20 protein-coding genes and 1 tRNA gene are annotated in these 23,119 nt (G+C 37.9%); 13 read left to right on the top strand and 8 right to left on the bottom strand.

What is annotated here, in order from left to right; translation table 11 throughout:
• Window positions 1-20: 20 nt before the first annotated feature.
• The gene (locus J0H12_04910; protein ID MBN9413246.1) at window positions 21-470 is read right to left on the bottom strand and encodes a 2TM domain-containing protein; all 450 of its coding nucleotides are present in this window, start codon (window positions 468-470) and stop codon (window positions 21-23) included.
• Window positions 471-665: 195 nt separating this feature from the next.
• Here J0H12_04910 and lipB point away from each other — a divergent pair, with 195 nt between their 5' ends.
• The 3 genes from lipB (at window position 666) to J0H12_04925 (ending at window position 2,948) form a co-directional block, all read left to right on the top strand.
• Window positions 666-1,313, top strand: coding sequence for a lipoyl(octanoyl) transferase LipB (lipB, locus tag J0H12_04915; protein MBN9413247.1), 648 nt, complete (start codon window positions 666-668; stop codon window positions 1,311-1,313).
• A 400-nt stretch (window positions 1,314-1,713) separates the two neighbouring features.
• Window positions 1,714-2,751, top strand: a complete 1,038-nt coding sequence (gene recA, locus J0H12_04920) for a recombinase RecA (protein ID MBN9413248.1) — start codon at window positions 1,714-1,716, stop codon at window positions 2,749-2,751.
• A gap of 14 nt (window positions 2,752-2,765) precedes the next feature.
• Window positions 2,766-2,948, top strand: a complete 183-nt coding sequence (locus J0H12_04925) for a hypothetical protein (GenBank protein MBN9413249.1) — start codon at window positions 2,766-2,768, stop codon at window positions 2,946-2,948.
• A 307-nt stretch (window positions 2,949-3,255) separates the two neighbouring features.
• Here J0H12_04925 and alaS read toward each other — a convergent pair whose 3' ends face one another.
• Window positions 3,256-5,901 (bottom strand): alanine--tRNA ligase, encoded by a 2,646-nt coding sequence (gene alaS / locus J0H12_04930; protein MBN9413250.1) that lies wholly within the window; start codon window positions 5,899-5,901, stop codon window positions 3,256-3,258.
• A 378-nt stretch (window positions 5,902-6,279) separates the two neighbouring features.
• Between alaS and J0H12_04935 the strand changes: the two genes are divergently transcribed.
• Window positions 6,280-7,041 (top strand): hypothetical protein, encoded by a 762-nt coding sequence (locus tag J0H12_04935; protein ID MBN9413251.1) that lies wholly within the window; start codon window positions 6,280-6,282, stop codon window positions 7,039-7,041.
• Window positions 7,042-7,121: 80 nt separating this feature from the next.
• Here the strand turns inward: J0H12_04935 and J0H12_04940 are convergent, their stop codons facing one another.
• On the bottom strand, window positions 7,122-7,799 hold the full coding sequence (locus J0H12_04940) for a carbonic anhydrase (protein MBN9413252.1): 678 nt from the start codon (window positions 7,797-7,799) through the stop codon (window positions 7,122-7,124).
• 290 nt (window positions 7,800-8,089) lie between these two features.
• Here J0H12_04940 and J0H12_04945 point away from each other — a divergent pair, with 290 nt between their 5' ends.
• The 6 genes from J0H12_04945 (at window position 8,090) to J0H12_04970 (ending at window position 14,197) form a co-directional block, all read left to right on the top strand.
• Window positions 8,090-10,024 (top strand): PBP1A family penicillin-binding protein, encoded by a 1,935-nt coding sequence (locus J0H12_04945; GenBank protein MBN9413253.1) that lies wholly within the window; start codon window positions 8,090-8,092, stop codon window positions 10,022-10,024.
• A gap of 225 nt (window positions 10,025-10,249) precedes the next feature.
• Window positions 10,250-10,720 (top strand): translesion error-prone DNA polymerase V autoproteolytic subunit, encoded by a 471-nt coding sequence (gene umuD / locus J0H12_04950; protein MBN9413254.1) that lies wholly within the window; start codon window positions 10,250-10,252, stop codon window positions 10,718-10,720.
• A gap of 261 nt (window positions 10,721-10,981) precedes the next feature.
• Window positions 10,982-11,224 (top strand): membrane protein insertion efficiency factor YidD, encoded by a 243-nt coding sequence (yidD, locus tag J0H12_04955; protein ID MBN9413255.1) that lies wholly within the window; start codon window positions 10,982-10,984, stop codon window positions 11,222-11,224.
• 2 nt (window positions 11,225-11,226) lie between these two features.
• A complete protein-coding gene (yidC, locus tag J0H12_04960) occupies window positions 11,227-12,936 on the top strand; it encodes a membrane protein insertase YidC (GenBank protein MBN9413256.1) in 1,710 nt (569 codons plus the stop codon).
• A gap of 12 nt (window positions 12,937-12,948) precedes the next feature.
• The gene (locus J0H12_04965; GenBank protein MBN9413257.1) at window positions 12,949-13,578 is read left to right on the top strand and encodes a YihA family ribosome biogenesis GTP-binding protein; all 630 of its coding nucleotides are present in this window, start codon (window positions 12,949-12,951) and stop codon (window positions 13,576-13,578) included.
• A 79-nt stretch (window positions 13,579-13,657) separates the two neighbouring features.
• Window positions 13,658-14,197: a hypothetical protein gene (locus J0H12_04970; GenBank protein ID MBN9413258.1), complete on the top strand. Its 540-nt coding sequence runs from the start codon at window positions 13,658-13,660 to the stop codon at window positions 14,195-14,197.
• 349 nt (window positions 14,198-14,546) lie between these two features.
• Here J0H12_04970 and J0H12_04975 read toward each other — a convergent pair whose 3' ends face one another.
• Together J0H12_04975 and J0H12_04980 are read right to left on the bottom strand one after the other, a co-directional pair.
• Window positions 14,547-15,056 carry a hypothetical protein gene (locus J0H12_04975; protein ID MBN9413259.1) on the bottom strand — a complete coding sequence of 170 codons (510 nt, stop codon included), beginning with the start codon at window positions 15,054-15,056 and terminating at the stop codon, window positions 14,547-14,549.
• Window positions 15,057-15,215: 159 nt separating this feature from the next.
• A complete protein-coding gene (locus tag J0H12_04980) occupies window positions 15,216-15,668 on the bottom strand; it encodes a hypothetical protein (GenBank protein MBN9413260.1) in 453 nt (150 codons plus the stop codon).
• 154 nt (window positions 15,669-15,822) lie between these two features.
• Here J0H12_04980 and J0H12_04985 point away from each other — a divergent pair.
• A tRNA-Pro gene (locus tag J0H12_04985) sits at window positions 15,823-15,899 on the top strand.
• Between the two features lie 164 nt (window positions 15,900-16,063).
• Entirely contained in the window at window positions 16,064-18,244 is a 2,181-nt protein-coding gene (locus J0H12_04990; protein ID MBN9413261.1) for a hypothetical protein, read from the top strand.
• 135 nt (window positions 18,245-18,379) lie between these two features.
• On the opposite strand, the gene J0H12_04995 is transcribed toward J0H12_04990, so the two are convergent.
• From J0H12_04995 to J0H12_05005, 3 genes are all read right to left on the bottom strand, one after another.
• Window positions 18,380-18,553 (bottom strand): hypothetical protein, encoded by a 174-nt coding sequence (locus J0H12_04995; GenBank protein MBN9413262.1) that lies wholly within the window; start codon window positions 18,551-18,553, stop codon window positions 18,380-18,382.
• Window positions 18,554-18,633: 80 nt separating this feature from the next.
• A complete protein-coding gene (locus tag J0H12_05000) occupies window positions 18,634-19,233 on the bottom strand; it encodes an outer membrane lipoprotein carrier protein LolA (GenBank protein MBN9413263.1) in 600 nt (199 codons plus the stop codon).
• A 17-nt stretch (window positions 19,234-19,250) separates the two neighbouring features.
• Window positions 19,251-21,635, bottom strand: coding sequence for a DNA translocase FtsK 4TM domain-containing protein (locus tag J0H12_05005; protein MBN9413264.1), 2,385 nt, complete (start codon window positions 21,633-21,635; stop codon window positions 19,251-19,253).
• A gap of 192 nt (window positions 21,636-21,827) precedes the next feature.
• On the opposite strand from J0H12_05005, the gene J0H12_05010 reads away from it, so the two are divergent.
• Window positions 21,828-23,093 carry an AmpG family muropeptide MFS transporter gene (locus tag J0H12_05010; GenBank protein ID MBN9413265.1) on the top strand — a complete coding sequence of 422 codons (1,266 nt, stop codon included), beginning with the start codon at window positions 21,828-21,830 and terminating at the stop codon, window positions 23,091-23,093.
• Window positions 23,094-23,119: the final 26 nt, after the last annotated feature.

The following is a 23,119-nucleotide window of genomic DNA, read 5'->3' on the forward strand; positions in this document are numbered from 1 at the left end:
TTGTTTAATTTATATAAAGTTTATTTTTTGAGGGGAGGGGTTTTTTTAAAACCTTTGGGCGTTGAAGCTTTTGCTTTTTTTGCCGGTGTTGCGTTTTTCACTGTTTTCTCAATAGAAGCTTTAATTTCTGAGGTGAGAGGTGAAGTATCTGTAGTTTTTGGTGATGCATCTGATGGCGCCATCGATTGACTTTTCATCATCCGCTTAATTTGTTGTTCTTCCCATGTTTTGGCGAAGAAAGGAAAAAGATCCGCAAGAGCCGGAATCATATCTAAAGAAATAGCTTTCAAAGCCATGCCAATTCCCCATCCAACAATTACCCAAATCGGCCAGAAATAGCCCCCCCCTGAAATGGCCCAAATTAAGATAAGGCCAAGATTGACTGCTCCGTAGAGAGTTAAGTCGACATAGAAATTTCTAAGCTCTTTAACGCGTGCTTTTATCTCGATTTCAGTGAGTTGCTTTGTCATATTATTCCCCTTAACTAATATTACATAAATAATGTTCTCATTTTAATCAAAGGCTTGCAAGATAGATTATTTATTTATAGATATATTTTTATACTTAAAGGTAAATTATTCATATTAAACAGTTGAAATATAAAATAATTAGTAAGTAGATTGTTATTTTGTGATAAAATTTTTATTGAATGAATAGTGGTCGGAATGCAATTTAAAAAATACCTCGAGGCACCACTCCCCAAGTGGACAACATTTAAAGGGTTAACACCTTATCCTCTAGCGCTTCAAATGATGGAAGAGAGCGTTGAAAAGATTCAGTTAGGGCAAGATACTGAACAAATTTTTCTGCTTGAACATCCCCCTCTTTATACGGCAGGCACAAGTGCTAAATTGCAAGAATTGATAGGTTCAGGAGATTTTCCTGTTTATTTTACGGGAAGAGGGGGGAAATATACTTATCATGGCCCAGGACAACGGTTGGTGTATGTCATGTTAGATCTGCGCCATCGAATGAAGGATATCCGTGCTTTTGTGAAGGCTTTGGAAGAGTGGATTATCCAATCGTTAAAAACCTTAGATGTTCGTTGTGAGCGCCGAGAAGGGCGGATAGGGTTATGGGTTGATCATCAAGGTGATGAGAAGAAAATTGCAGCTATTGGGATTCGATTAAAGCAATGGATCAGCTTTCATGGGGTTGCTATTAATGTGAATCCTGATTTGACTCATTATCAAGGAATTGTGCCTTGCGGAATCAAGGAATATGGGGTGACCTCTTTGGAGGCGTTGGGGTCTAGCGCCTCTTTAGAAGATCTTGATGAGGCTCTTTATAAAACATTTTCACTTATTTTCTAAAATAAGAATTTTTTCATTTTTATTATTGATACGAGTACTTTTTTCTAGGAAAAGTAATTATACTTTGGTATAATTAAATAAGATGAAGTTGGTTAAGAACGTTAGGTGAGACACGTTTCTGGTTGTACTGACAAGGTGGAGTGTCAGAATCATCGAGGAATTCTTATGGGCTAAAATAAGAGCTATCTTTAAGGATAAATGGAAATGAAAATAAAGGAGATATATTTTTAACAATAATGCAAATTTAACCTTAAATAAAGTGAGTCTACGACAGTGGTGATTCACGAGAATAATGGAATGATATCTTTTTATAGGCCGTTGCAAAACTTGCAATTAGTGGCTTGGTATGGGATAAACTAGTTTAGCAAATTTTTACTTCAATATAAGGAAATTTAACTCTATGGAAAAACAACGTGCCCTTGAGGCGGCTTTATCACAAATCGAGCGTGCTTTTGGTAAAGGCTCAATAATGAAGCTTGGCCAACAAGAAGCCATAGAAATTGAATCAATCTCAACAGGCTCCTTAAGTCTTGATATTGCTTTAGGGATTGGTGGGCTTCCAAAAGGACGGATTATAGAAATTTATGGGCCTGAAAGCTCTGGAAAAACAACTCTTGCTCTGCATTGTGTCGCTGAAGCCCAAAAATTAGGAGGCGTCTGTGCGTTTGTGGATGCCGAGCATGCTCTAGATCCTGTTTATGCGCGTAAGCTTGGGGTAAATGTGGATGAGCTTTTGATTTCACAACCTGATGCGGGTGAGCAAGCTTTAGAAATTGCGGATACACTTGTGCGTTCAGGCGGTGTTGATGTGTTAGTGATAGATTCTGTTGCTGCCCTTGTGCCGAAAGCTGAACTTGAAGGTGAAATGGGCGATTCTCATATGGGGCTTCAGGCTCGCCTTATGAGTCAAGCGTTACGTAAGTTGACAGGTTCTATCTCACGTTCTGGTTGTATTGTGATTTTCATTAACCAAATTCGTCAAAAGATTGGGGTGATGTTTGGTAATCCTGAAACAACGACAGGAGGAAATGCTCTAAAGTTTTATGCTTCTGTGCGCCTTGATATTCGACGGATTGGTTCGATTAAAAATCGAGATGAAGTCATTGGGAATCAAACACGAGTGAAGGTCGTCAAAAACAAAGTGGCACCCCCTTTCAAGGTTGTCGAGTTTGATATTATGTATGGTGAAGGTATTTCCAAAGTTGGTGAGTTGATAGATCTTGGTGTAAAAGCAGATATCATTGAAAAATCTGGTGCTTGGTATGCTTTCCAAGGGCAACGAATTGGCCAAGGACGTGAAGCTGTAAAACTATTTTTGCGTGAAAATCCTGAAACAATGATCATCATCGAAAAAGCTATTCGTGAGAAATCAGGCCAAGTAAGCCAAGCTATGGCGGCGAGTTCTTTTGAAGAAAACAATGGGGAAGATGCTGCCTAAAACCTTAGGTTTTTGTGGCAACCTATTTTGTTGAATTTCAAGTCTTTCAAGAAGAGCTCTGTACCCCAGAGCTCTTGAAAGCACATGTTGATCATTTAAAAGACCTACATCGTCAAAAGAAGCTTATGTTTTGTGGTCCTTGTGAGGATGTTCTGCATTTTTCTTCTCTCTGTGGTATCAAAACAATAAGCCGTTGATATAGTAAGCAAAGATCCGTTTATAATATCTTCCGTTTATCAACTTGGAAAAATTAAAGAAATCCGTTTGGCGACCCCCGAGAATAATTTTCTACTTAAGAAATAAATTTTTCCGGCACGAATATTCGCTTGCGTTTAATTGAGGTTTAAAATTTTGGTTAAGTCATTTTTGTAGAGGAAATGAAAAATAGTCTCGCATCTCAAAAAGCTATAACAAAGAAGTTTTCTTTATATAGGCGAGTTCAAAAAGTCGAAAAGACATCCCTATGAGTGTTCTAATAATCCGTCGGTCGAGCTTTTATTTACGTTAATTCTTAGATAAAGACTGTTGCACGGCCATAAAGGCAGCTTCAAGTTTATCTCCATTAGGACCACCTGCTTGGGCAAGATCTGGACGACCTCCACCACCCTTGCCGCCTAAGGCTTCTGCTGCCAGTCGTACGAGATCCACCGCATTGTGGGTGGAAATGAGATCTGCTGTAACACCGACGACGATAGAACCTTTGCCTTCTTGGTTAGAACCAACGATGACGACGCCAGATCCGATTTGATTTTTCAATTGGTCCACTAATGGCTTTAAATCATTGGCACTTACATTCTCTAGAGCGCGACTTAGAAATTTAACCCCGGCAATAGTTTGTGTCGCAGCATCCGTCGAGCTTCCGGTCATTAATTTTTTTTGTAAATCTTTGACGTCACGTTCAAGTTTGCGTTTTTCATCTTGTAAAGTTGTAAGACGTAATAGGATATCTTCGGGACGACTTTTTAAGAGTCCAGCCGTATCCAGAACAAGTTGTTCTCGTTGCGCCATATGAATTTCTGCTGCGGGGCCAGTTAAAGCCTCAATACGTCTTATTCCTGCGGCGATTCCGGCTTCACTAACAATTTTGAAATACCCAATATCTCCTGTGCGATGAACGTGCGTTCCCCCACATAATTCCACTGAATAAGGTTTATGATTAGCTCCTTCAGGGCCCATGGAAACCACGCGAACTTCTTCACTATATTTCTCACCAAATAAAGCCATCGCGCCGGCTTTAATGGCCTCTTCAGGGGCCATGACTTGGGTAGTGGCTTTGTTATTTTGACGAATGAGTGAATTAACGTCATTTTCGATGAAACTAAGTTGTTCACGGGTAAGCGCGAGTGGGAAGCTAAAATCAAACCGTAAGCGATCTGGGGCCACCAAAGAGCCTTTTTGAATAACTTGTTCACCAAGATGTTGACGCAAAACCGCATGTAAAAGGTGAGTTGCTGAGTGATTGGCTCTCAATAAGTTGCGTCGTTCGATATCTACTTTTAACGTTAAAGTTTGGCCAAGTTGAACTTTTCCTTTTTTTATCAAACCTTGGTGGACATGAAGATTCCCTAGCTTCTTCGTCGTATTTTGAATTTCAATGGCAAGACCTTCATCAGAGATCATCAGGCCTGTATCTCCCATTTGGCCGCCTGATTCACCATAAAATGGGGTTTGATTCAGGATAAGAAGCACCTCTTGTCCTTCTTCGCTTTCGGTAACTTCTTGCCCGTTTATGATAAGGGTTTGTACAAGGCCTTGAGCTTCAACAGTATCATACCCAAGGAATTCACTGGCACCTGTACGCTCAAGGACTTGAAACCACATGGAATCATTTTGCTGTTCGCCTGATCCTACCCAAGAAGCTCTCGCCACAGCTTTTTGTTTTGCCATTGCTGCATCAAAGCTCTTGAGGTCAACTTGTCGCCCATCAGTACGCAAGATATCCTGCGTTAAATCTAAAGGAAATCCATAAGTATCATAAAGCTTGAAGGCAACATCACCAGAAAGTGATTCTTGAGGGTTTAAAGAAATAGTTTCTTCTTCAAGCAATTTTAAGCCCCGCCCCAACGTTTGGCGAAAGCGTTCTTCTTCCACTCTTAGGGTATCTTGAATCACTGTTTGGGCATGTGTAAGTTCTGGATAAGCTTCTCCCATCTCTGCAAGCAATGTGGGGACTAGCTGATGCATGAGAGGTTCTTTGCACCCTAAAAGATAGGCATGGCGCATCGCGCGGCGCATAATACGTCTTAAAACGTATCCACGACCTTCATTTGAAGGTGTGATACCTTCTGCAATAAGAAAACTTGTTGATCGTAAATGGTCGGCAATGACTCTGTGAGAAGCCGTGTTTTTGCCTTCAGCTTTTATGCCCGTGAGGTCGACAGAAGCTCGAATAAGGGCTTTAAATAAATCAATGTCATAATTATCGTGAACGCCTTGTAAGACGGCGGCAATCCGTTCAAGTCCCATGCCTGTATCAATTGAAGGTTTGGGAAGGTTAATGCGTTGGTTAACAAGCTGCTCATATTGCATAAAGACGAGGTTCCAAATCTCCACGAATCGCTCGCCATCTTCGTCAGGAGTCCCTGGAGGACCACCTGCTAAATGGTCGCCATGATCATAAAAAATTTCAGAACAAGGCCCACAAGGCCCCGTATCTCCCATCGACCAGAAATTATCTGAGCTTGAGATACGAAGGATGCGATCATCAGAGAGTCCTGCAATCTTGCGCCAATATCCTGCCGCTTCATCATCATCTGCATAGACAGTCACTAAAAGGCGATTTTTATCGATACCAAACTCTTTTGTAATAAGATTCCAGGCCATTTCAATGGCGGCATCTTTAAAATAATCTCCAAACGAGAAATTTCCTAACATTTCAAAGAAAGTATGATGGCGCGAGGTATACCCAACATTTTCAAGATCATTATGTTTTCCGCCAGCTCGGACGCATTTTTGGGATGTAGATGCGCGGCTGTAGGACCTTTTTTCTATCCCTGTAAACATATTTTTGAACTGAACCATGCCTGCTGTTGTAAAAAGCAAAGTCGGGTCATTTCGCGGGATTAAAGGGCTTGAATCGACGATAGTATGCCCTTGTTGTTGAAAATAGTCTAAAAATTGCTTACGAATTCGAGAAGTTGTCCACATGATCTTATCTTTATTAAAAAATATACTTTAAGTCTTATATCAAGTTAGCGACGTGCTGTCATCCATCCTAATTGATCTTTTATAACATAATTTTTCTTTATAAAGAGTTTCGTAAAAATTGCCTTATTGAGTTTTATGAGAAAAATATTTTTGGGAAAAATAATCAAATAATATTGCCTATAAAATAAATTTTTCATTTTTTTCTTAAAATTATAAAAAAATTTATCACCTAAAAAATTAATCAATTATTTGAATATAGAATTATTTTTGATGGATCATAAAAATTATCTTAAATTTAATTAAAATAATTAATAATTTTATCAATTGTCAAAATTATTTTCCCGTGATAAGTACCTTTTTGTCATTTTTAGGAAGAAAATAATGTCTTTTGGTCCAGTAATAAAAATTGCTTTTTTATTTACTCTGTCATCTGTGAGTAGCTTCAGTTCCCCCATGGCTCTTGAAGGGTATGATTATTCTCCAAAAAAGAGATCTGCATTCGGCCGACAGACATCTATCCTTAGCTATGTCCAAAAGAGTGGTGAAGTTCTGCCTTTATCCTCAACAGCGGAATGGGGGGTACGTTCTAGTAAGGGATCAGGTTCTGTTTCTCCTAAGAGAAAGAGACAAATTGAAAGGCAAAGAAAAAGATCTCCTCAAAAAACTATTGATTCTTGTTGGAACATTTATGGAGAAATAACGTCTCAAAAACCTATCGAAGCCGTCCTCATAGATGGGGATGATAAAGAGAACATTTCACCTGCTTTTTCTTCCATAAACAAAGAAGAGAAAAAGGAACAAAAAGCTCAATTTATGGGAATTTTTCGGCAACCTCTTCCAGAGAAATATGAGCGCATTAAAAAGGATTTATTAAAAAAAACCTGGTTAATCTCTCAACATGGAAATCCTTACTTACAGATTTCATCTTCAGAAGCGTCAGACAGCAAAGAGCATTATATCGTGATTATCCAACGTTCAAACAAGGATACCGGCAAAACAGAATACTCTGCTTATATTGACGGAAGACCATATGAGGATTTTATTAAAGAAAAGAGACAAAAAGAACAAGAGAAATTGAGTCCTGTCTGGTTTCCAGATCATGACTCAATTAAGAGAGCATCATTAACTATAATTTACAAATAAAATATAATTATAAGCTCTCTTACGTCCAAAACTTATCACAAAGCTCAGCTTCTGGGCTTTGTGATATTTTTGGTCATTTTCTATGATGATCTCTCAGTTAAGGTTTGTAAATTTTCCTGGATCAAAGGTTTAAAAATAGTCGTATGAGGATCATGTGCATAAATAAGGCCTGTTTGAATATCAAAATACCAAGCATGTAAAACGAGCTGATTTGTTTCTACTTTTTCTCGGATCCAGTCAAAACTCATGAGGTTTTCTAAGGAATTCAGAAGGGAATATTGCTCACAAGTTGTTATTTTATCTTCAAGAGGTAAGTGAGTATGTTCTTGTTGAACCTTCTCAAAAGCCGGTCGGGCCAGTCCCATCCATTTTTCAATAAAGCTTAGTTTTTCTTTATTTTCTTGAGGAACTTCAAAAAGACTTTGAATGCCGCCGCAGCGTGTATGCCCAAAAAGGACAACATGTTTAATTTTAAGGGCTTTAATACCAAATTCGAGAGCAGCACTTGTTCCATGGTACCCTTGATCACTTTCGCAAGGAGGAACGAGATTGGCAACATTTCGAACGACAAATAAATCTCCTGGTTGGCATCCCAACACAATCGCCGGATCTACACGTGAATCTGAGCAGGCAATCATCAGTATTTTGGGTTTTTGCCCTTCTTCAACGAGTTTTCCATACAACTCATTGTCTCCATTAAAATACGAAGCTCGAAAAGCGGCATAGCCTTGCACAAGCATTTCAAATTCATCAAGCATCATGACTCCATTTCAAGTTTATGTGGTGAGAATACAATTTTTGGACTTTTTGCCCCCATTAAAGTGTGCTTATTTAATAATCATTCAGCTCTTCTGTCTATATTTTATTCAGCACTTTTTTTGTTGGTTATTAAAAGTGTAAAGAAATCAATTCCCACCTTCTCCGGGGATGAAAGATATTAAGTAATAAAATTTTAAGAGCGATAGATGTGTGAGACACTAGACATCTGGCTTTTCTCTTGTGTAGGATACAGGATTCAAAATGACGAATGAAAAATTAAGAAGTAATAATGAAGAAAAAACCACCTTTATATGCAGCTTTAAAAATAGATCCAGATGATCGTCCATATCGGGCTTCTGGCATTACTAAATCTGCTTCTTTGAAAAAGAAAAGTTCTGCAAAATCCAAGCCATCAAAAGGCGGGAAATCAAAACTATTTGCATGGTTTTTGTCTTTGTTGATTTGGGGAGGGGTGATAGGAGGGTGCCTTTTAATTTTGTTTGCTTATGATTTGCCGGATATTAAGCGGCTTGAACTCACAACACGAGAACCCAGTGTGACTCTTTTGGCGCGAGATGGGACAACAATTGCGACTTATGGTGATCTTTATGGATCTTTTGTTCATGTGAAAGATTTACCTAAATATGTTCCACAAGCAATTTTAGCAACGGAAGATCGTCGTTTTTATGAACATTTCGGCGTGGATATCTTTGGCATTTTGCGAGCAGCATGGCGAAATTTTCGAGCAGGGGCTGTCGTTCAAGGGGGCAGTACGATCACTCAGCAGCTTGCAAAGAATTTTCTTCTTTCTGAAAAACTTTATGAAGCCAATGATCGTTCTTTCCGTCGGAAAGTCCAAGAAATCTTGCTTGCCCTGTGGCTTGAAGCACATTTGGAAAAAGACCATATTCTTTCTATTTATTTAAATCGTGTTTACTTAGGCGCGGGCGTTTATGGAATTAATGCCGCTGCCTGGCGTTATTTTGGAGAATCAGCTAAAGACTTATCAGTATACCAGGCAGCTATTATTGCGGGTTTGCTAAAAGCACCTTCAAGATATTCACCGATTAGCAATCCAGAGCTTGCCCATTCCCGGGCCCTTGTTGTGCTAGCAGCAATGGTTGATGCTGGATACCTTAAAACAGAAGATATCAAGCAATATCAGACTTTACCGGAACATCTTGTCAAAACAAAAAGTGAAGCTTTAGTAGGACGTTATTTCGCTGATTGGGTTTTTGAAACTTTAGATGAATATATCGGCAAACCTTCAGATGATATTGTGGTCAAAACGACGTTGGATTCTCGATTGCAAAGAATGGCAGAAGAAAGCGTTGCAGAGGTCCTTACAATAGATGGTCCTAAGTTTGATGCTAGCCAAGCTTCTTTAGTTTCTATGACGCCTGATGGAGGTGTGAGAGCTATGGTGGGGGGGCGTAACTATGCACAAAGCCAATTTAATCGGGCAACACAAGCCAAGAGGCAAACGGGTTCCTCATTTAAATTTTTTGTTTTTTTGGCTGCTCTTGAGCATGAATATACGCCAGAGACCATGGTCAGTGATGTGCCAATGCAGATTGGAAACTGGAAACCTAAAAATTATGCATGGCAAAGTCGAGGAGAACTGACTCTGACAGATGGGTTTGCCTATTCTGTAAATGCTGTGACAGTTCGATTAGCTCATCGTTTGGGATTACCAACCCTGAATAAAATTGCGCGTCGATTAGGTCTTACAAGTCCGATGCCAAAGGATCTAACAATCGTTCTTGGCTCTGGAGAGGCGACATTACTGGAATTGTCTGCAGCTTATGCAACTGTTGCGAATCACGGTTTTGGTGTTTGGCCTTATGGCATTATTGAAGTGAGAAATGGACAAGGTGAATTACTTTATAAAAGAAAAAGCCAGGGGGTGGGTAGAATTTTGCAACCTCAAACAGTAAGGTATGGACTTAAGCTTATGGAGGCCGCTTTTTCTTATGGAACAGGAAAGAGTGCAAATATAGGGCGTCCTTGTGCGGGGAAAACTGGAACAAGTCAGAAATATCGTGATGCATGGGCTATAGGATTTACGCCTGATCTCGTGACAGGTGTATGGATGGGAAATGATGATAATAAATCGATGAAAAAGGTTACTGGAGGTCGATTGCCTGCAAAGATATGGAAGCTCTTTATGTTAAAAGCTCATGAAGGTTATCCTGTACATTATTTCCCAAATGAGGAAAAATAACAAATTCATTTTGTTGGAATTTTTTTCGAATATTAAGAGTTTTTAAGGTTGACAAAAGTTACAGAATTGTACATAATTCAAGGAGAGGAGTAAAAAATGACTGAAAAAAAAAATACACATGGAGGCGCGAGAAAAGGCGCAGGACGTAAAATGGGATCAGGAAGATTTGGCGAGCCGACACAAGTCATACGAATTCCTGTAAGTAAAATTGGAGAAATCAAAGACATGCTATTGAAATTTCCGAAAAAGCTAAAACCTGAGGTTGGTGGAACGAAAGCCAGTGCTATATGGAATGCCTCAGCATCTAGTTCTCAGCCTTTGACATTATTTAATACGCGTGTAGCCGCAGGTGCGCCATCCCCTGCAGAAGATTTTAGTGATGGGCAATTAGATCTTAACGACCATCTTTTAAAGAATCCCCAAAGTACGTTTTTTGTGCGTGTCAGTGGAGATTCTATGATTAATGCGGGAATTCATCCCGAAGATTTATTGATTGTTGATCGGTCGATACGTCCAGCTCAAGGCCGGGTTGTGATTGCCGTTGTGAATGGTGAATTAACAGTAAAGCGTCTTTTTAAAGAAAATAATAAAGTATTCTTGATGCCTGAAAATCCAAATTATCCAGCTATTGAAATCACAGAAGAAATGGATTTCATGATCTGGGGCGTCGTCACAAACGTTATTCATACTGTTTAGCTTAAATAAAACAAAAGTAGAATGTTTGAGATGAAAAAGAAAACTTAAGCTCGTCATCTTAAATGTAAAAACAATTTTATTTTAGCATGGATCTCCGGGCCCTTGGGCCTGGGATTTTCAAAACTTCTAACCTTGATTAAATTAAGAATTATCTATTTATTCTTTAAAAAAAGTACCAATCACCTCAGTTGAAGATGAGAAGAAAAAACTAACTCTAAAGAATTTAATTCCATTCTTTAAGGAGTCTGGTATAAGACCCTTATGCTAAAATCATTAACACTAATGTTTTTATTAGGCTTAATAAAATGTTATAGGCTTGGAATTTCGCCTTTCTTACCAAGTCGGTGCCGATTTATACCCTCTTGTTCAGAGTATGCTTATTCTGCATTGCAAGAATATGGCATTTTTCAAGGGTTAAAGTTAACGGTAAAACGTCTTTTGCGCTGTCATCCCTGGGGGGCGGCTGGCTTAGACCCACTTCCACCAAAAAGGCTAAAGGAGTAAAAATGGATAACCAAGATAAACGTAATCTTTACCTTATGGTAATTGTCACAACAGTTGTGCTGTTTGGATGGAGTTATTTTTTTGAAAAACCTCGTCAAGTTGAGCGTCAACAAGTACAAACAACGACTGTGAGTTCTCAGACGAACATACCTTCTATTGAATCTGCAAAGCCTTTAGTGCGGGAAGAAGCTCTTAAGCAAACTAAGCGTATTTTGGTGGAAACACCTACATTAAAAGGGTCTCTTAATCTTCAAGGATTAAAACTTGATGACGTCACTTTAAAAAATTATCGTGAGACACCTGAAGAGGAAAGTTCTCAAGTTTCACTTTTTAATCCTATGGGATCAAAAGCTCCTTACTATGGAGAATTCGGATGGGTCAGCGATAAGAAAACCGTCAAATTGCCTGATGCTGATACTATTTGGATAGCGAATCAAACTCTTTTGACGCCGGAACAACCTGTAAAACTTCATTGGGACAATGGGGAAGGTCTTCGTTTTGAAATAGATATTACAGTTGATAAGAATTATCTTTTTTCGATTACTCAGCGTGTTTTTAACCACATGAAAGACCCGATTGTTATTCAACCATATGGTCTTATTTCGCGCCATGGTTTGCCCCAAACTTCTGGTTTTATGATCCTTCATGAAGGTCCTCTCGGATATCTAAATAACAAACTTCAAGAGATTGAATATAAGGATTTAACGAAAGGTGATCAGAGCCAATTAAGTCAAGGTGGCTGGCTTGGTTTCACAGATAAGTATTGGTTAGCTGCTTTTATTCCTGATCAAGTTCAAGAAGTTAAGGCCAGTTTCCGACAGGTGGGGCAAGTCTCCCAAGAACGCTATCAAGTCGATTTCTTGATGACGACTTCGGTGCTCCAGCCAGGGACGACTCAAGAAACGAAGAGTTCTTTATTTGTGGGCGCCAAAATTTTAGATTTATTAGATAGCTACGAAAACACATTAAATGTGAAGCATTTTGATTTGGCTGTTGATTTTGGATGGTTTTATTTCTTAACAAAACCCATTTTTCATATTTTAACATTTGCTCATCAATGGTTAGGAAATTTTGGTCTTGCCATCATGCTTTTGACTGTTTTGCTTAAGTTGCTGATGTTTCCTTTGGCCAATAAATCTTATCGCTCGATGGCTCAGATGAAGAGATTAACGCCACAAATTACACGTCTTCGCGAGAAATATGGCGATGATAAATTGCGGGTAAATCAAGAAATGATGGCTCTTTATAAGAAGGAAAAAGTAAATCCTATGGCCGGTTGTTTGCCAATGATTGTGCAAATTCCAGTCTTTTTTGCCCTCTATAAAGTTCTATTTGTGAGTATAGAGATGCGTCAGGCGCCATTTTATGGATGGATTCATGATCTTTCTGCGCCAGACCCAACGAGCCTTTTTAATCTTTTTGGGCTTCTTCCGTGGTCACTGCCGAGTTATTTGATGATTGGTCTATGGCCATTATTGATGGGGCTTTCTATGTTTGTACAGCAAAAGCTAAATCCTCCACCCTCTGATCCAGCTCAAGCAAAGGTATTTATGATCATGCCTGTAATGTTTACTTTTATGTTGGCTCAATTCCCGGCTGGTTTGGTGATTTATTGGACGTGGAGCAATCTACTTACAATTTTGCAGCAATGGACCATGATGACGCTTCATGATAAAGATGAGAAGAATAAAGTTCTCATTAAAAAAAAGTAAAAGCGTACTTTAATGGCTGAAAATTCAGAAAAAGATGGGAAATTTCTCGCCAGATTATTTGGCGCAGAAGTTCAATTTATGCGAGGGGTCAATCGACTTGAAGATTTACTCCCTCTTTCTCTACCTGAAATCGCTTTTGCAGGACGTTCAAATGTCGGTAAATCAAGCTTAATTAATGCTGTTCTTGGGCGTCGAGATGTTGCAAGAACTTCAAACACCCCTGGCCGGACTCAAGAGGTTAATTTCTTTGATTTAGCAAAAACTCTGATCCTTGTTGATCTTCCCGGATATGGCTACGCTCGGGAGAGTAAAAGTAAAATTAAAGCCTGGAATGAATTAATACGTCTTTATTTAAGAGGACGTGCAAGCTTAAAACGTGTATTTTTGCTGATTGATAGTCGTCATGGACTTAAGGCCAATGACCAAGAAATTATGGAGATGCTTGATGAAGCTGCTGTTTCCTATCAACTTGTTTTGACAAAGTGCGATAAACTAAAATCGTTAGAAGTCGAAAGAGTTTTAAAACTTACGTCTCAAGAAGCTGTTAAACATGCTGCCGCATTTTCAGAAGTCTTGACGACAAGCTCTGTTGATAAAAAAGGGATAGAAACTCTTCGTGCTTCAATAGCTCAATTCGCATAGATATTCCGTTGAGCTTGTTTCTTGCAATTCTAAAAAATTTTACGCATTTTGAGAGCATATTCAATAAAAAAGGTTCATCATGAGATATCTTTATGTCTATAGCCTAATCTTTAGTTTTTTTGTGTCTAACTCTGACCTTTTTGCTGAAAAAAAAGCGAATAATGTTGAAGAGATAGGGTCATTTGAGGATTGGAAAGCTTATGTGACTTTTGAGCAAAAGAAGAAAGTCTGTTACATGATAAGCCTTCCCAAAAAACAAGAAGGGGATTTTAAGAAACGGGGAAAAGTATACGCGATGATTACGCATAGGCCTTCTCTTAAAAGTTTTAATGTCGTCAGTTTTCATGCTGGCTATAAATTCCCCAAGAATTCTAAAGTGACCCTCTCAGTCCAGGTTGGGAAACATAAAAAAGAATTCGACCTTTTTACTGATAACGAAACAGCATGGGCGATCTCTGATTCTGATGATCAAGAGATTACACGGCGCCTTACAAAAGTAGGAGAAAGCTTAATCGTTGAAGGAATTTCTTCAAAAGGCACCAAGACAAAAGATACCTATTCTTTAAAAGGTTCTATGCAAGCATATAAGGCGATTTGTAAAGCTTGTGAGGTTAAATAATTCGTAGAATCTGCATTTATATATTCTTATTTCTACTTCATAAAATTTTAATTTTTAGCTGTTAATATTAAAATGTAGATTCTTCTGGTGAGGGCTTAGGGAAGCTTCACGGAAGTATTTCAAAGGTATCTAAAAATGATACGTCAACAATTTCTTTCCAAATGGATGTAAGCGAAGGTTCTTTTGGCGGAAGTGCAAGAGTTATTTACCCATTATCTGTGCTAACAACTAAGGGGAAAGAAATTTTGGAAACTCACTCAACAGAAAATAGGCATAAAGAATAATTTTAAAAGGGCTTTATATATTTATAAAGCCCCCCTCCCTAAATCTGTTCGGTAACTCATTTATTTTAATCAACAAACCTTGATAATCGAGTTTTTAGTTCTGATGAGGTTTTAAGGCCTTCAAGTGGATTTGACGTGCACCAAGGATTAATATCTGGGATTTCATTGACGATACGCCATACTTGATAAGAATCAAGGCAAGCAATCCCTTGAGCCGATAATACGTTATTATCTGAGCCAATAGTTTGCTTGTATTTAAAACAAGGCGTATTTTTTTCTTCATGAGAGGCGAGGAGCTCAAAAGAGCCCCTAAAAGAGGAAGAAATGCTTTCCCACGCATACGGACGATTAAGGATTCCTTTTTTTAAGATGTTTTGGGCATTATAAGCAGCGATGATCCGGTCTTCTATCGGAAGTTGTCTTGCTATAATAGATCCTCTATAGGTTTCATAAAGGATGGAAGATGGAAGAGGGGCTTGGGGAGCCTCATAACAATCTCTAGGGCAAGAAGTTTTTTGAGAAGAAGTGCATCCTATAAGCTGAAGAGAGAAAAGAAGGAGGGATATCACTTTCATTAATAAAGAGCCTATCTTAAGATTTTATGATTCTTTAATAAGCATAAAATTCTTTAATTAATGGAAAGTTTAAAAAATTTTTTTATTTTTAATGAAGAGAAATTCTGAACCAAATTTCATAATCAAATGTCTTAGATTATTTTTAAATTGTCATTCATTTTATTTGGATTTTTTCTTCACTTTTTGTGAAGAAACTTTACATATGGTAAAGTAAAAATGATTGGTACCTAACTGTTTTTCAGTATCCCATTGATAAATTTCTAAATCAACTATATTAGAGTTTGATTTTTTCTCTTCTTTTCTTTGGAAGATGGCAATATCTGGTGAGATAGTTTGTAGCAAAAATTGTTTAAAGGCATCCTCATCCTCGGGGGATTTAGACAAGCGATATTTTCCATGGTCGTGAATAACGGTGCTACTGTCGTTCTCTTTATCAAAAAACATTGATGCAACTTGCTCTGAAGTTAAATTTAGGAAGTTTGGAGGACGTTTAAGTTTTAAAGTACGAGGGCTATAGGGAGATTTATAATCTTCTTGATATTCTTGACTTGCAAACGAAGAAGAAAAGCTAAAAAAAGTAATAAATATAAAATATTTTAAGGACTTAAACATAAATTTATTCATTATGGAATTATTGCGTTTTTGATATCGTTACTTTATAGAGAAAAGAAAATTTTTGTCAAATAGAAAATAACAACGAGGTCTTCTTAAATTTGATGGTTTTTTCGTTGCTGTATGGCTCTAAATCGTGTAACAAGGAGCAGTTCGGGGCGTAGCGCAGCCTGGTAGCGCGCCTGCTTTGGGAGCAGGATGCCGGGGGTTCAAATCCCTCCGCCCCGACCATTTCTAAAAAATTCCTTTTTTATTCCTTCGATTCATAAAGACGATTCAAAATAAAAATGACTTTAACTGTTTGATATTTCCGCGCTAATTTTATGTTAAATTAATATTTAATAAATACTTTTAAATTATATTATTTAAATATTTATATATTTTAGGTGAATTAAATGAGTAATTATAATTTATTGACAGTATTTTTTGTAAAATTGTTAATAACAACTTCTTTATTTTCTAGTGACGTTTCGATGGAATATACATGTGATCCTTCAGCATCTGATGCCGGGAAAAATGTGCCTAGTCCCAGGACTCTCGTAGCGTCTAACTCTTATGAAGAATATTTACCTCCTCTCGATTTGCGAAAAGAAATAGGTTTTCTAAGGAGGCCTGATGATGAGCGAGAGCCTAGACGAGGAATAGTTAGAGATATTCCTGCTATTAGAAGTTTAGAACTTATTAATTTACAGGCTTATCATCAGATTCAGTTAAAACCCGAGCGAGATGTTACTGAATTAGATAATAGCTTTATGCCATTTCCTATAGTTAATTGCGACACAACTAAAGAAAAATACCTTTATGAACAACAAGAAAAACGGAATAAATTTTATAGTGAGGATGTCAATAAGAGAGAAAGTTTTAAACCTCTTTCTCATCCTAATATTTTAGAAAAAGGTGAGTTTGATATTATTAAAGGACCGCGTAGGGATCCTGAAGAATGGGTTTTATCTTCAATAATCGAATTGAAGATTTTGATTTCACGCATGGAATCTTGGATTTCTCGAGTAAAAGAAGAAAAAGAGATTAAAGAAAAAATTCTTGCAGAATATGAAGAGGGCAAAAAGAAAAATAAATCTTTAGGGATATGGAGTTATGAGGCTTGGAAAAATTGGCACGACAATTATGGTTTTGATGGTGGGCGCTATCGTTCTTTATATCAAAAATATGCTTTTGAAATTTTTCTAAGGAAAGAGAAAGATCAACAAGATCCTCTAGAAATAATTCAACAAGAAGATGGTACTTTTGAAAAATTGAGAACTAACCTGAAAAATTTAATGAGCGTATATCAAGGGGGAGAAATTATTGTATATGAGAAAAATAAGAAAATTAAGAAAGTAGTTCCAGGTCTTCTTAAAGAATACCATTCTTATCATAAACAAATACAAGAACTTGATCTAAAATTAATCAAAGTAGGTTTATTGACTTCTGCAGAAATTGTACAGGATTCTACTATTAAAGATCCCTCTAAACAAGTTTCATTACCATCCGTTTTCTATGTGATGGGGCAAAAATCAGGCAGATGGCTGGTGCAAGAATTAGGAGGATGGATAGAACAAGACTCAACCAAATGGCTGGAACAAGAATCAGGAGAATGGAGAGAAGGGGCCTCAAGCGAATGGATGGCTCAAGAAGTCATGCCATTTGATATGGCAAAAGTGTATGAATTTATTAAAGAATCCTATAAAAAATTTGAGGAAAGAATATTCATTATCGGTCTTGGTCAAAAACAGATGTCTGTTTTACAAGATGATTTATTACTTAAATTTCCAACTTTTTTCGTAAACTTTGGACCTGTTAGAAAAACAACAGTGACTTGGGGGCTATCCTTAAAACCTATGGATATTTTAACCTTGATGAAAGAAAAAGATGCATCTGAACAAGATCTTTCCAGCACTATTGGTCTCAGTCAAATAGAATTAGATGCCCTAAAAGAGCAGTATGAGAGTAAGGCTGAAGAAGTAAAAAGAGAGTTTAAGACACCTGATCTTTCTTTTGAAAATTTAAGAAAAATATTAGAAAAAAGACAGGAAAATCAAGAATCTATAGAAGGTAAAGAGGGTTTTGGTTTTTTTGGCATGGAAGAAGATGAGGAATTATTTTCTTCTGAAGAAGAACAAAAAACTTATTTAGAGTTTTTGCAATCTGAGGAGCCACAAAAGCCTAATGCTGATCTTTTTATTAGCTTTATGAATCTTAGAGAGAAAAAATCTCAACAACAAAAAGCCCATAATGAGTTGATAAAATCCTTAGTTCAACTAAGAAAAGAGCATATGAAGGAGAGTATACAAGCTCAGTTTCAATCAACGCTTCAAGAGCTTCCTTCTGAGGGGCTGCAGAGAATAAAAGTAGTCGTGAATGACGATATGCTTAAAAAATGGACTCTACAAGAAGTGTTTTCAATTTTACAAGAGGTCTATAAGCCAGATCAATATGTGAATCCTTCCATTGATTGGGAAATTATCTCTTCTCGGAATGAAATAATGCTTTGTTTAGGATTAGAAAAACAATTAATAGATATTCCTTTAGAGGAAAAGGGAGAGATTTCCAATGTTAGAGATATTTTTCAAGATTAGATGTAAATAAAGATAGTCCTATTGCGGCAAAGAAAAGAGCTAATTATTTTATTTTAAATGCTTAAAGAGAACAAATAGGGATCCTTATTAATCTGGAAGATTAATAAGTTCCCGTGGGCTAAAAAACAGAATAAATTAATCTAACCGATTGCGCACAAATGAATTAAAAAAACGATTTTCTTTTGTAGTTGTTTGTTGTTGTGCAAGGCTGAGGGCGAGTAACTTTAATTTAAGAAGATCAAGCGTTGCTCTTGAGTTAATTATTGAAAGATCTTGCTGTGTTTTTAATAAATTTTTCTCAGTAAACATTTTTCCCTCCCTGTTTAAGTCTTTTATCTTAAGAGAGAGGGGTTAAGAATCTGTAAACGCTATTCAAAAGAGTTTAGTTTTTAAGAGATTGATTCTTGAAAAATAAAAGATTTTTGATCAATCGGGACATTCGTTTTTAAGTTTGTAAGGTTAACCGTGGTATCAAGCCCTTGAGAATCAATCACAATCCATTGAACGAGTTTTAAAGGTTTTTTTGAGAATTTTAGGGTTAAGGTTCCTGTTTCGGCCACAGCGCTTCGCGCGAGAGTGACCTTATAAGTATTTTTCTCTTCCTGAAATTGTGTCACTTTAATCCCTTCGTCAAAACGTATATTTTCGCGGAGGATAAATTCAGCAGGCGTTTCAGAAAGAGCCATGGTAGTCGTTTCTCGGGTACTTGAGTCATGGTGAATGAGAAATTGACCATCTGCAACAATTGTTAAAGGCGTTGGATCCGTATACTGTAAACGCAATTTCCCAGGACGAGAGAGATAGAATTTTCCATGAGAAAGCTTCCCCGCGTTATCAATTTGCTCAAAGTCTGCTGTAAAGGTACGGGCCTCATTTAGATAAGTTTCCACCATTTTGAGGGCGGGTGCGGAAGATTCACCTTGAGCTCTCGATAAGAAAACTTGTAAAGGAAGTATTAAGGCGAGTATTAAGAGGCGTAACTTTTTCATTGATCTATCCTTGATTGTTAAGAGGCAACGGGAAGAAGGACTTCTCGTTTGCCCACATGATTTGCAGCACTCACAATACCCTCATTTTCCATTTGTTCCATAATACGTGCTGCACGATTATAGCCAATTTGAAGATGGCGTTGAATGAAGCTAGTTGAAGCTTTACGTTCTCGACGGACGAGCTCGATGGCCTGATGATAGAGTTGATCTCCTCCATCCTCATCATTTCCAAAAGAGCCTAAAGGTGCGTCATTGTGTTCTTCTGTAATCGTCTCAATATATTGAGGGGTTCCTTGAGCTTTAAGGAAACGGACAACTTGTTCGACTTCGCTGTCACCCACGAAAGGGCCATGGACACGTTGAATTTTGCCACCTGGCTCCATGAATAACATATCGCCACGCCCTAAAAGTTGTTCAGCTCCTTGTTCACCTAAAATCGTGCGACTGTCAAATCGAGAAGTCACTTGGAAGCTAATTCGCGTCGGAAAGTTTGCCTTAATTGTGCCGGTAATGACATCAACAGAAGGACGTTGCGTTGCCATAATAATATGGATACCTGCTGCACGCGCCATTTGGGCTAAGCGTTGAACAGCCGCTTCAATATCTTTACCTGCAACAAGCATCAGATCTGCCATTTCATCCACGAAAACAACAATGTAAGGAAGGGGTGACATATCTAAGGGCTGTGTCTCATATACCGGGCGGCCAGTTTCAGGATCAAACCCCGTTTGGACTTGGCGCGATAAGACTTCCCCTTGAGCTTGCGCTTGAGAAAGGCGCGTATTATAGCCTTCAATATTTCGGACCCCAAGTTTGGACATGGCTCGGTAGCGTTCTTCCATTTCTTTGACAACCCATTTGAGTGCAAAAACAGCTTTCTTAGGTTCGGTCACGACCGGTGTTAAAAGATGAGGAATTCCATCATAGACAGACAATTCAAGCATTTTTGGGTCAATCATAATAAAACGACAACGCTCAGGAGGGAGGCGATAAAGAAGCGAGAGGATCATCGCATTAATTCCGACGGATTTTCCTGATCCTGTGGTTCCTGCTACAAGAAGGTGCGGCATACGGGCAAGATCAGCGATAACGGGCTCTCCACTAATGTCTTTTCCAAGCGCAATAGCAAGTTTCATACTGGGAGCTTCGTAATCTTGACTTTTGAAAAGTTCTCGCAAAAAGACCGTTTGACGATCTTTATTAGGAAGTTCGATACCAATGGCATTATGTCCTGGAATAACGGCAATACGGGTAGAAAGCGCACTCATTGAACGAGCAATATCATCCGCAAGGCCAATCACACGAGAAGCTTTAATGCCCGGTGCTGGAATTAATTCATAAAGCGTAACGACGGGGCCTGGGCGCACCTGCGTGATTTCTCCTTTGATCCCAAAATCTTCAAGAATCGTCATCAATTGTTGGGCATTTTGGCGGAGAATACTCTCGGGGATTTTGCTGTTTTTACTTGCGACAGGTTCTGCTGTAAGTAAATCGAGTGAAGGTAGATGATAACTATCTTTCTGCGTGAGATTGAGAGGTTGTTCTTTTCTTTGTCTAGCCTCAGAAATCTTTTGCTGAGATTTTTTTACAGGTTGAGGAGAAGGATCCATGATTTTAATTTCAGGAGCACCAGAAGGCGTGATTTCTTGAGAAAGTGATTTTTCTTGAGAGAAAGGTTCAAAGTGGGGTTCTTCGTGAGAAGATAGCGTATGAGTTGAAGCCACCGCCTTCTCTTTGAAAGAAGGAACCCAATGATACAAATCTCTAGAAGAGAATTTCTTTAAGAAAGAAATAGGTCTTGTAAGAGCAAAATAACACCATTTTAAGGTTGTCCACGCATGTTTTAGATGTAGGCCGCTTGCTGCGATGAAGCATAAGAGTGAAAAACATGCTACAATAGAAAATTGGATGTTCCAAGAAAGATTCCAGGGGGAAATCTGTTGCTGTAAATGATAACTTCCCAAAAGGCCTAAGGCTCCACCACTATTTGTGGGTACCAAGTTTGCGCTGAAAAGTTGATAAAATAAGCTTGAAGTTGATAAAAGGCTTAGAAAAAGAGCTAAAATTCTTAAACCCAAAAATCGTAACTTCTTCACTTTTAGTAAATAAAAACTCCAAATTAAGAAAGTAATCGGAATAAGATAGCTTGCTGATCCGAAGCCTTGTCGTAGCAAATCTGCAAGAAAAGCTCCGGTCATGCCACCGTAATTCTGCAAGGGGCCATCCACAAGAGTATTCCATGAAGGGTCTAAAGGATCATAGCTGTATAAGCTAAGGAATATAAATACAGCAGATCCCAAGAAACCTATTCCCAAAAGTTCATCGACTCTTTGCAATAAGAATGTTTTTATCTTACTGGAATTAAAAGGTTTTTTTTCAATATTACTTTTGTATTGGTGCATGGTAAGTTTAGCTAAATGGCAATTAAAACGCGAGTCGATTAAATCTTATTTAGCTTTAAAAGTCTATAAGAGTAATTAAAATTGTCAAAAAAGCATTAATTCTGATTGAAGATTGATTTATCCTTTAAAGAAGTTATAGTATGCGATAAATGTTTTTCTTTTTTAACCCACACATGGTGAGGTTCTTTAATTTTGAGAAGTTGGATACAAGCTATTACTCTTTACAAAGAACCACGTATTTTGAGCATCTTGTTTTTGGGTTTTTCAAGTGGGTTGCCTTTTTTATTAACATTAGCAACACTTCATGTGCGCCTGTCAGAAGTTGGGGTTAATAAAACAACAATAGGCTTATTTGTTTTCGTAACAATTCCTTATACTCTCAAATTTTTGTGGGCCCCGATTATAGATAGTTGGCAATTACCTTTTTTCGGCCGTTTCTTAGGGAAGAGAAAAGGATGGATGCTTATAACCCAGCTTTCATTAATGATTTCATTAGTTTTACTAGGATTTGCTGATCCTTCTCAAAATATTTGGATGACAGCAGGGGCGGCAACTGTAGTTGCTTTTTGTTCTGCAACTCAGGATAGTGTTATAGAAGCCTATCGGGTGGAATCTTTAGACATTAAATCTGCCGGTATTGGAGCGGGCGCCAGCGTTTTTGGTTACCGTCTTGGAATGTGGGTTTCGGGGGCAGGAGCTCTTTATTTAGCCACGAATTTTAGTTGGCTTGCGACTTATAGTTTTATGTCATTTTTTGTTATGATAGGGATTGTCGCAACTCTTTTAAGCCATGAACCGAAATATTCAAAATTTTCTCAAAAAAAGATATCATCGCCAATGCTGCAAGCAAAATTTCGCACTTTGGTTTCTTCTCCTATGAAAACTTTTATCAACCGAGAGGATTGGGGGATAATCATTCTATTTATCCTTTTTTATAAATTCCCTGATACAATTTTAAATGTCATGAGTATCCCTTTCTTGCTTGAAATTGGTTTTACAAAAATAGAAATAGCGAACGTTGCTAAATTCTTTGGGATAGGAGCAATGATGTGTGGAGGGCTTATTGGCGGAATTCTTTTAGTCAGAAAACCGTTAATAGACACGCTTTTTATTTGTGGTTTTCTCCAGATTTTTTCTTGTCTGATGTTTATTATTCAAGCCCAAGTTGGCCATAATATTTTAATGTTATTTGTAACTATTGGAATTGAGAATTTAGCTTGTGGGATGGGGACTGCAGCTTTCATAACTTACCTTTCTTCTTTGTGCCGTATGCCACATACAGCAACGCATTATGCGCTCTTATCATCATTTGGATCCTTAGCACGTGTTACTTTCTCTTCAATCGGAGGATGGCTTGCAGATCAGCTTAATTGGCATGATTTTTATGCGTTAAGTGCGCTTTTGTGTATTCCGTTGATTATACTTCTATCCTTGAAGAGCGCCTCGCTTGATAAATAAGAGCATGTAAACAAGATAATAAAATA

The organism is Candidatus Paracaedimonas acanthamoebae (assembly GCA_017307065.1).
Lineage (GTDB): Bacteria > Pseudomonadota > Alphaproteobacteria > Caedimonadales > Caedimonadaceae > Paracaedimonas > Paracaedimonas acanthamoebae_A.

Bases quoted from the DNA above. Each gene is read 5' to 3' on its own strand.
- J0H12_04910 (MBN9413246.1), bottom strand. From the start codon at position 470: ATGACAAAGCAACTCACTGAAATCGAGATAAAAGCACGCGTTAAAGAG.
- lipB (MBN9413247.1), top strand. From the start codon at position 666: ATGCAATTTAAAAAATACCTCGAGGCACCACTCCCCAAGTGGACAACA.
- recA (MBN9413248.1), top strand. From the start codon at position 1,714: ATGGAAAAACAACGTGCCCTTGAGGCGGCTTTATCACAAATCGAGCGT.
- J0H12_04935 (MBN9413251.1), top strand. From the start codon at position 6,280: ATGTCTTTTGGTCCAGTAATAAAAATTGCTTTTTTATTTACTCTGTCA.
- J0H12_04940 (MBN9413252.1), bottom strand. From the start codon at position 7,799: ATGCTTGATGAATTTGAAATGCTTGTGCAAGGCTATGCCGCTTTTCGA.
- J0H12_04945 (MBN9413253.1), top strand. From the start codon at position 8,090: ATGAAGAAAAAACCACCTTTATATGCAGCTTTAAAAATAGATCCAGAT.
- umuD (MBN9413254.1), top strand. From the start codon at position 10,250: ATGCTATTGAAATTTCCGAAAAAGCTAAAACCTGAGGTTGGTGGAACG.
- yidD (MBN9413255.1), top strand. From the start codon at position 10,982: ATGCTAAAATCATTAACACTAATGTTTTTATTAGGCTTAATAAAATGT.
- yidC (MBN9413256.1), top strand. From the start codon at position 11,227: ATGGATAACCAAGATAAACGTAATCTTTACCTTATGGTAATTGTCACA.
- J0H12_04965 (MBN9413257.1), top strand. From the start codon at position 12,949: ATGGCTGAAAATTCAGAAAAAGATGGGAAATTTCTCGCCAGATTATTT.
- J0H12_04970 (MBN9413258.1), top strand. From the start codon at position 13,658: ATGAGATATCTTTATGTCTATAGCCTAATCTTTAGTTTTTTTGTGTCT.
- J0H12_04975 (MBN9413259.1), bottom strand. From the start codon at position 15,056: ATGAAAGTGATATCCCTCCTTCTTTTCTCTCTTCAGCTTATAGGATGC.
- J0H12_04980 (MBN9413260.1), bottom strand. From the start codon at position 15,668: ATGTTTAAGTCCTTAAAATATTTTATATTTATTACTTTTTTTAGCTTT.
- J0H12_04990 (MBN9413261.1), top strand. From the start codon at position 16,064: ATGAGTAATTATAATTTATTGACAGTATTTTTTGTAAAATTGTTAATA.
- J0H12_04995 (MBN9413262.1), bottom strand. From the start codon at position 18,553: ATGTTTACTGAGAAAAATTTATTAAAAACACAGCAAGATCTTTCAATA.
- J0H12_05000 (MBN9413263.1), bottom strand. From the start codon at position 19,233: ATGAAAAAGTTACGCCTCTTAATACTCGCCTTAATACTTCCTTTACAA.
- J0H12_05005 (MBN9413264.1), bottom strand. From the start codon at position 21,635: ATGCACCAATACAAAAGTAATATTGAAAAAAAACCTTTTAATTCCAGT.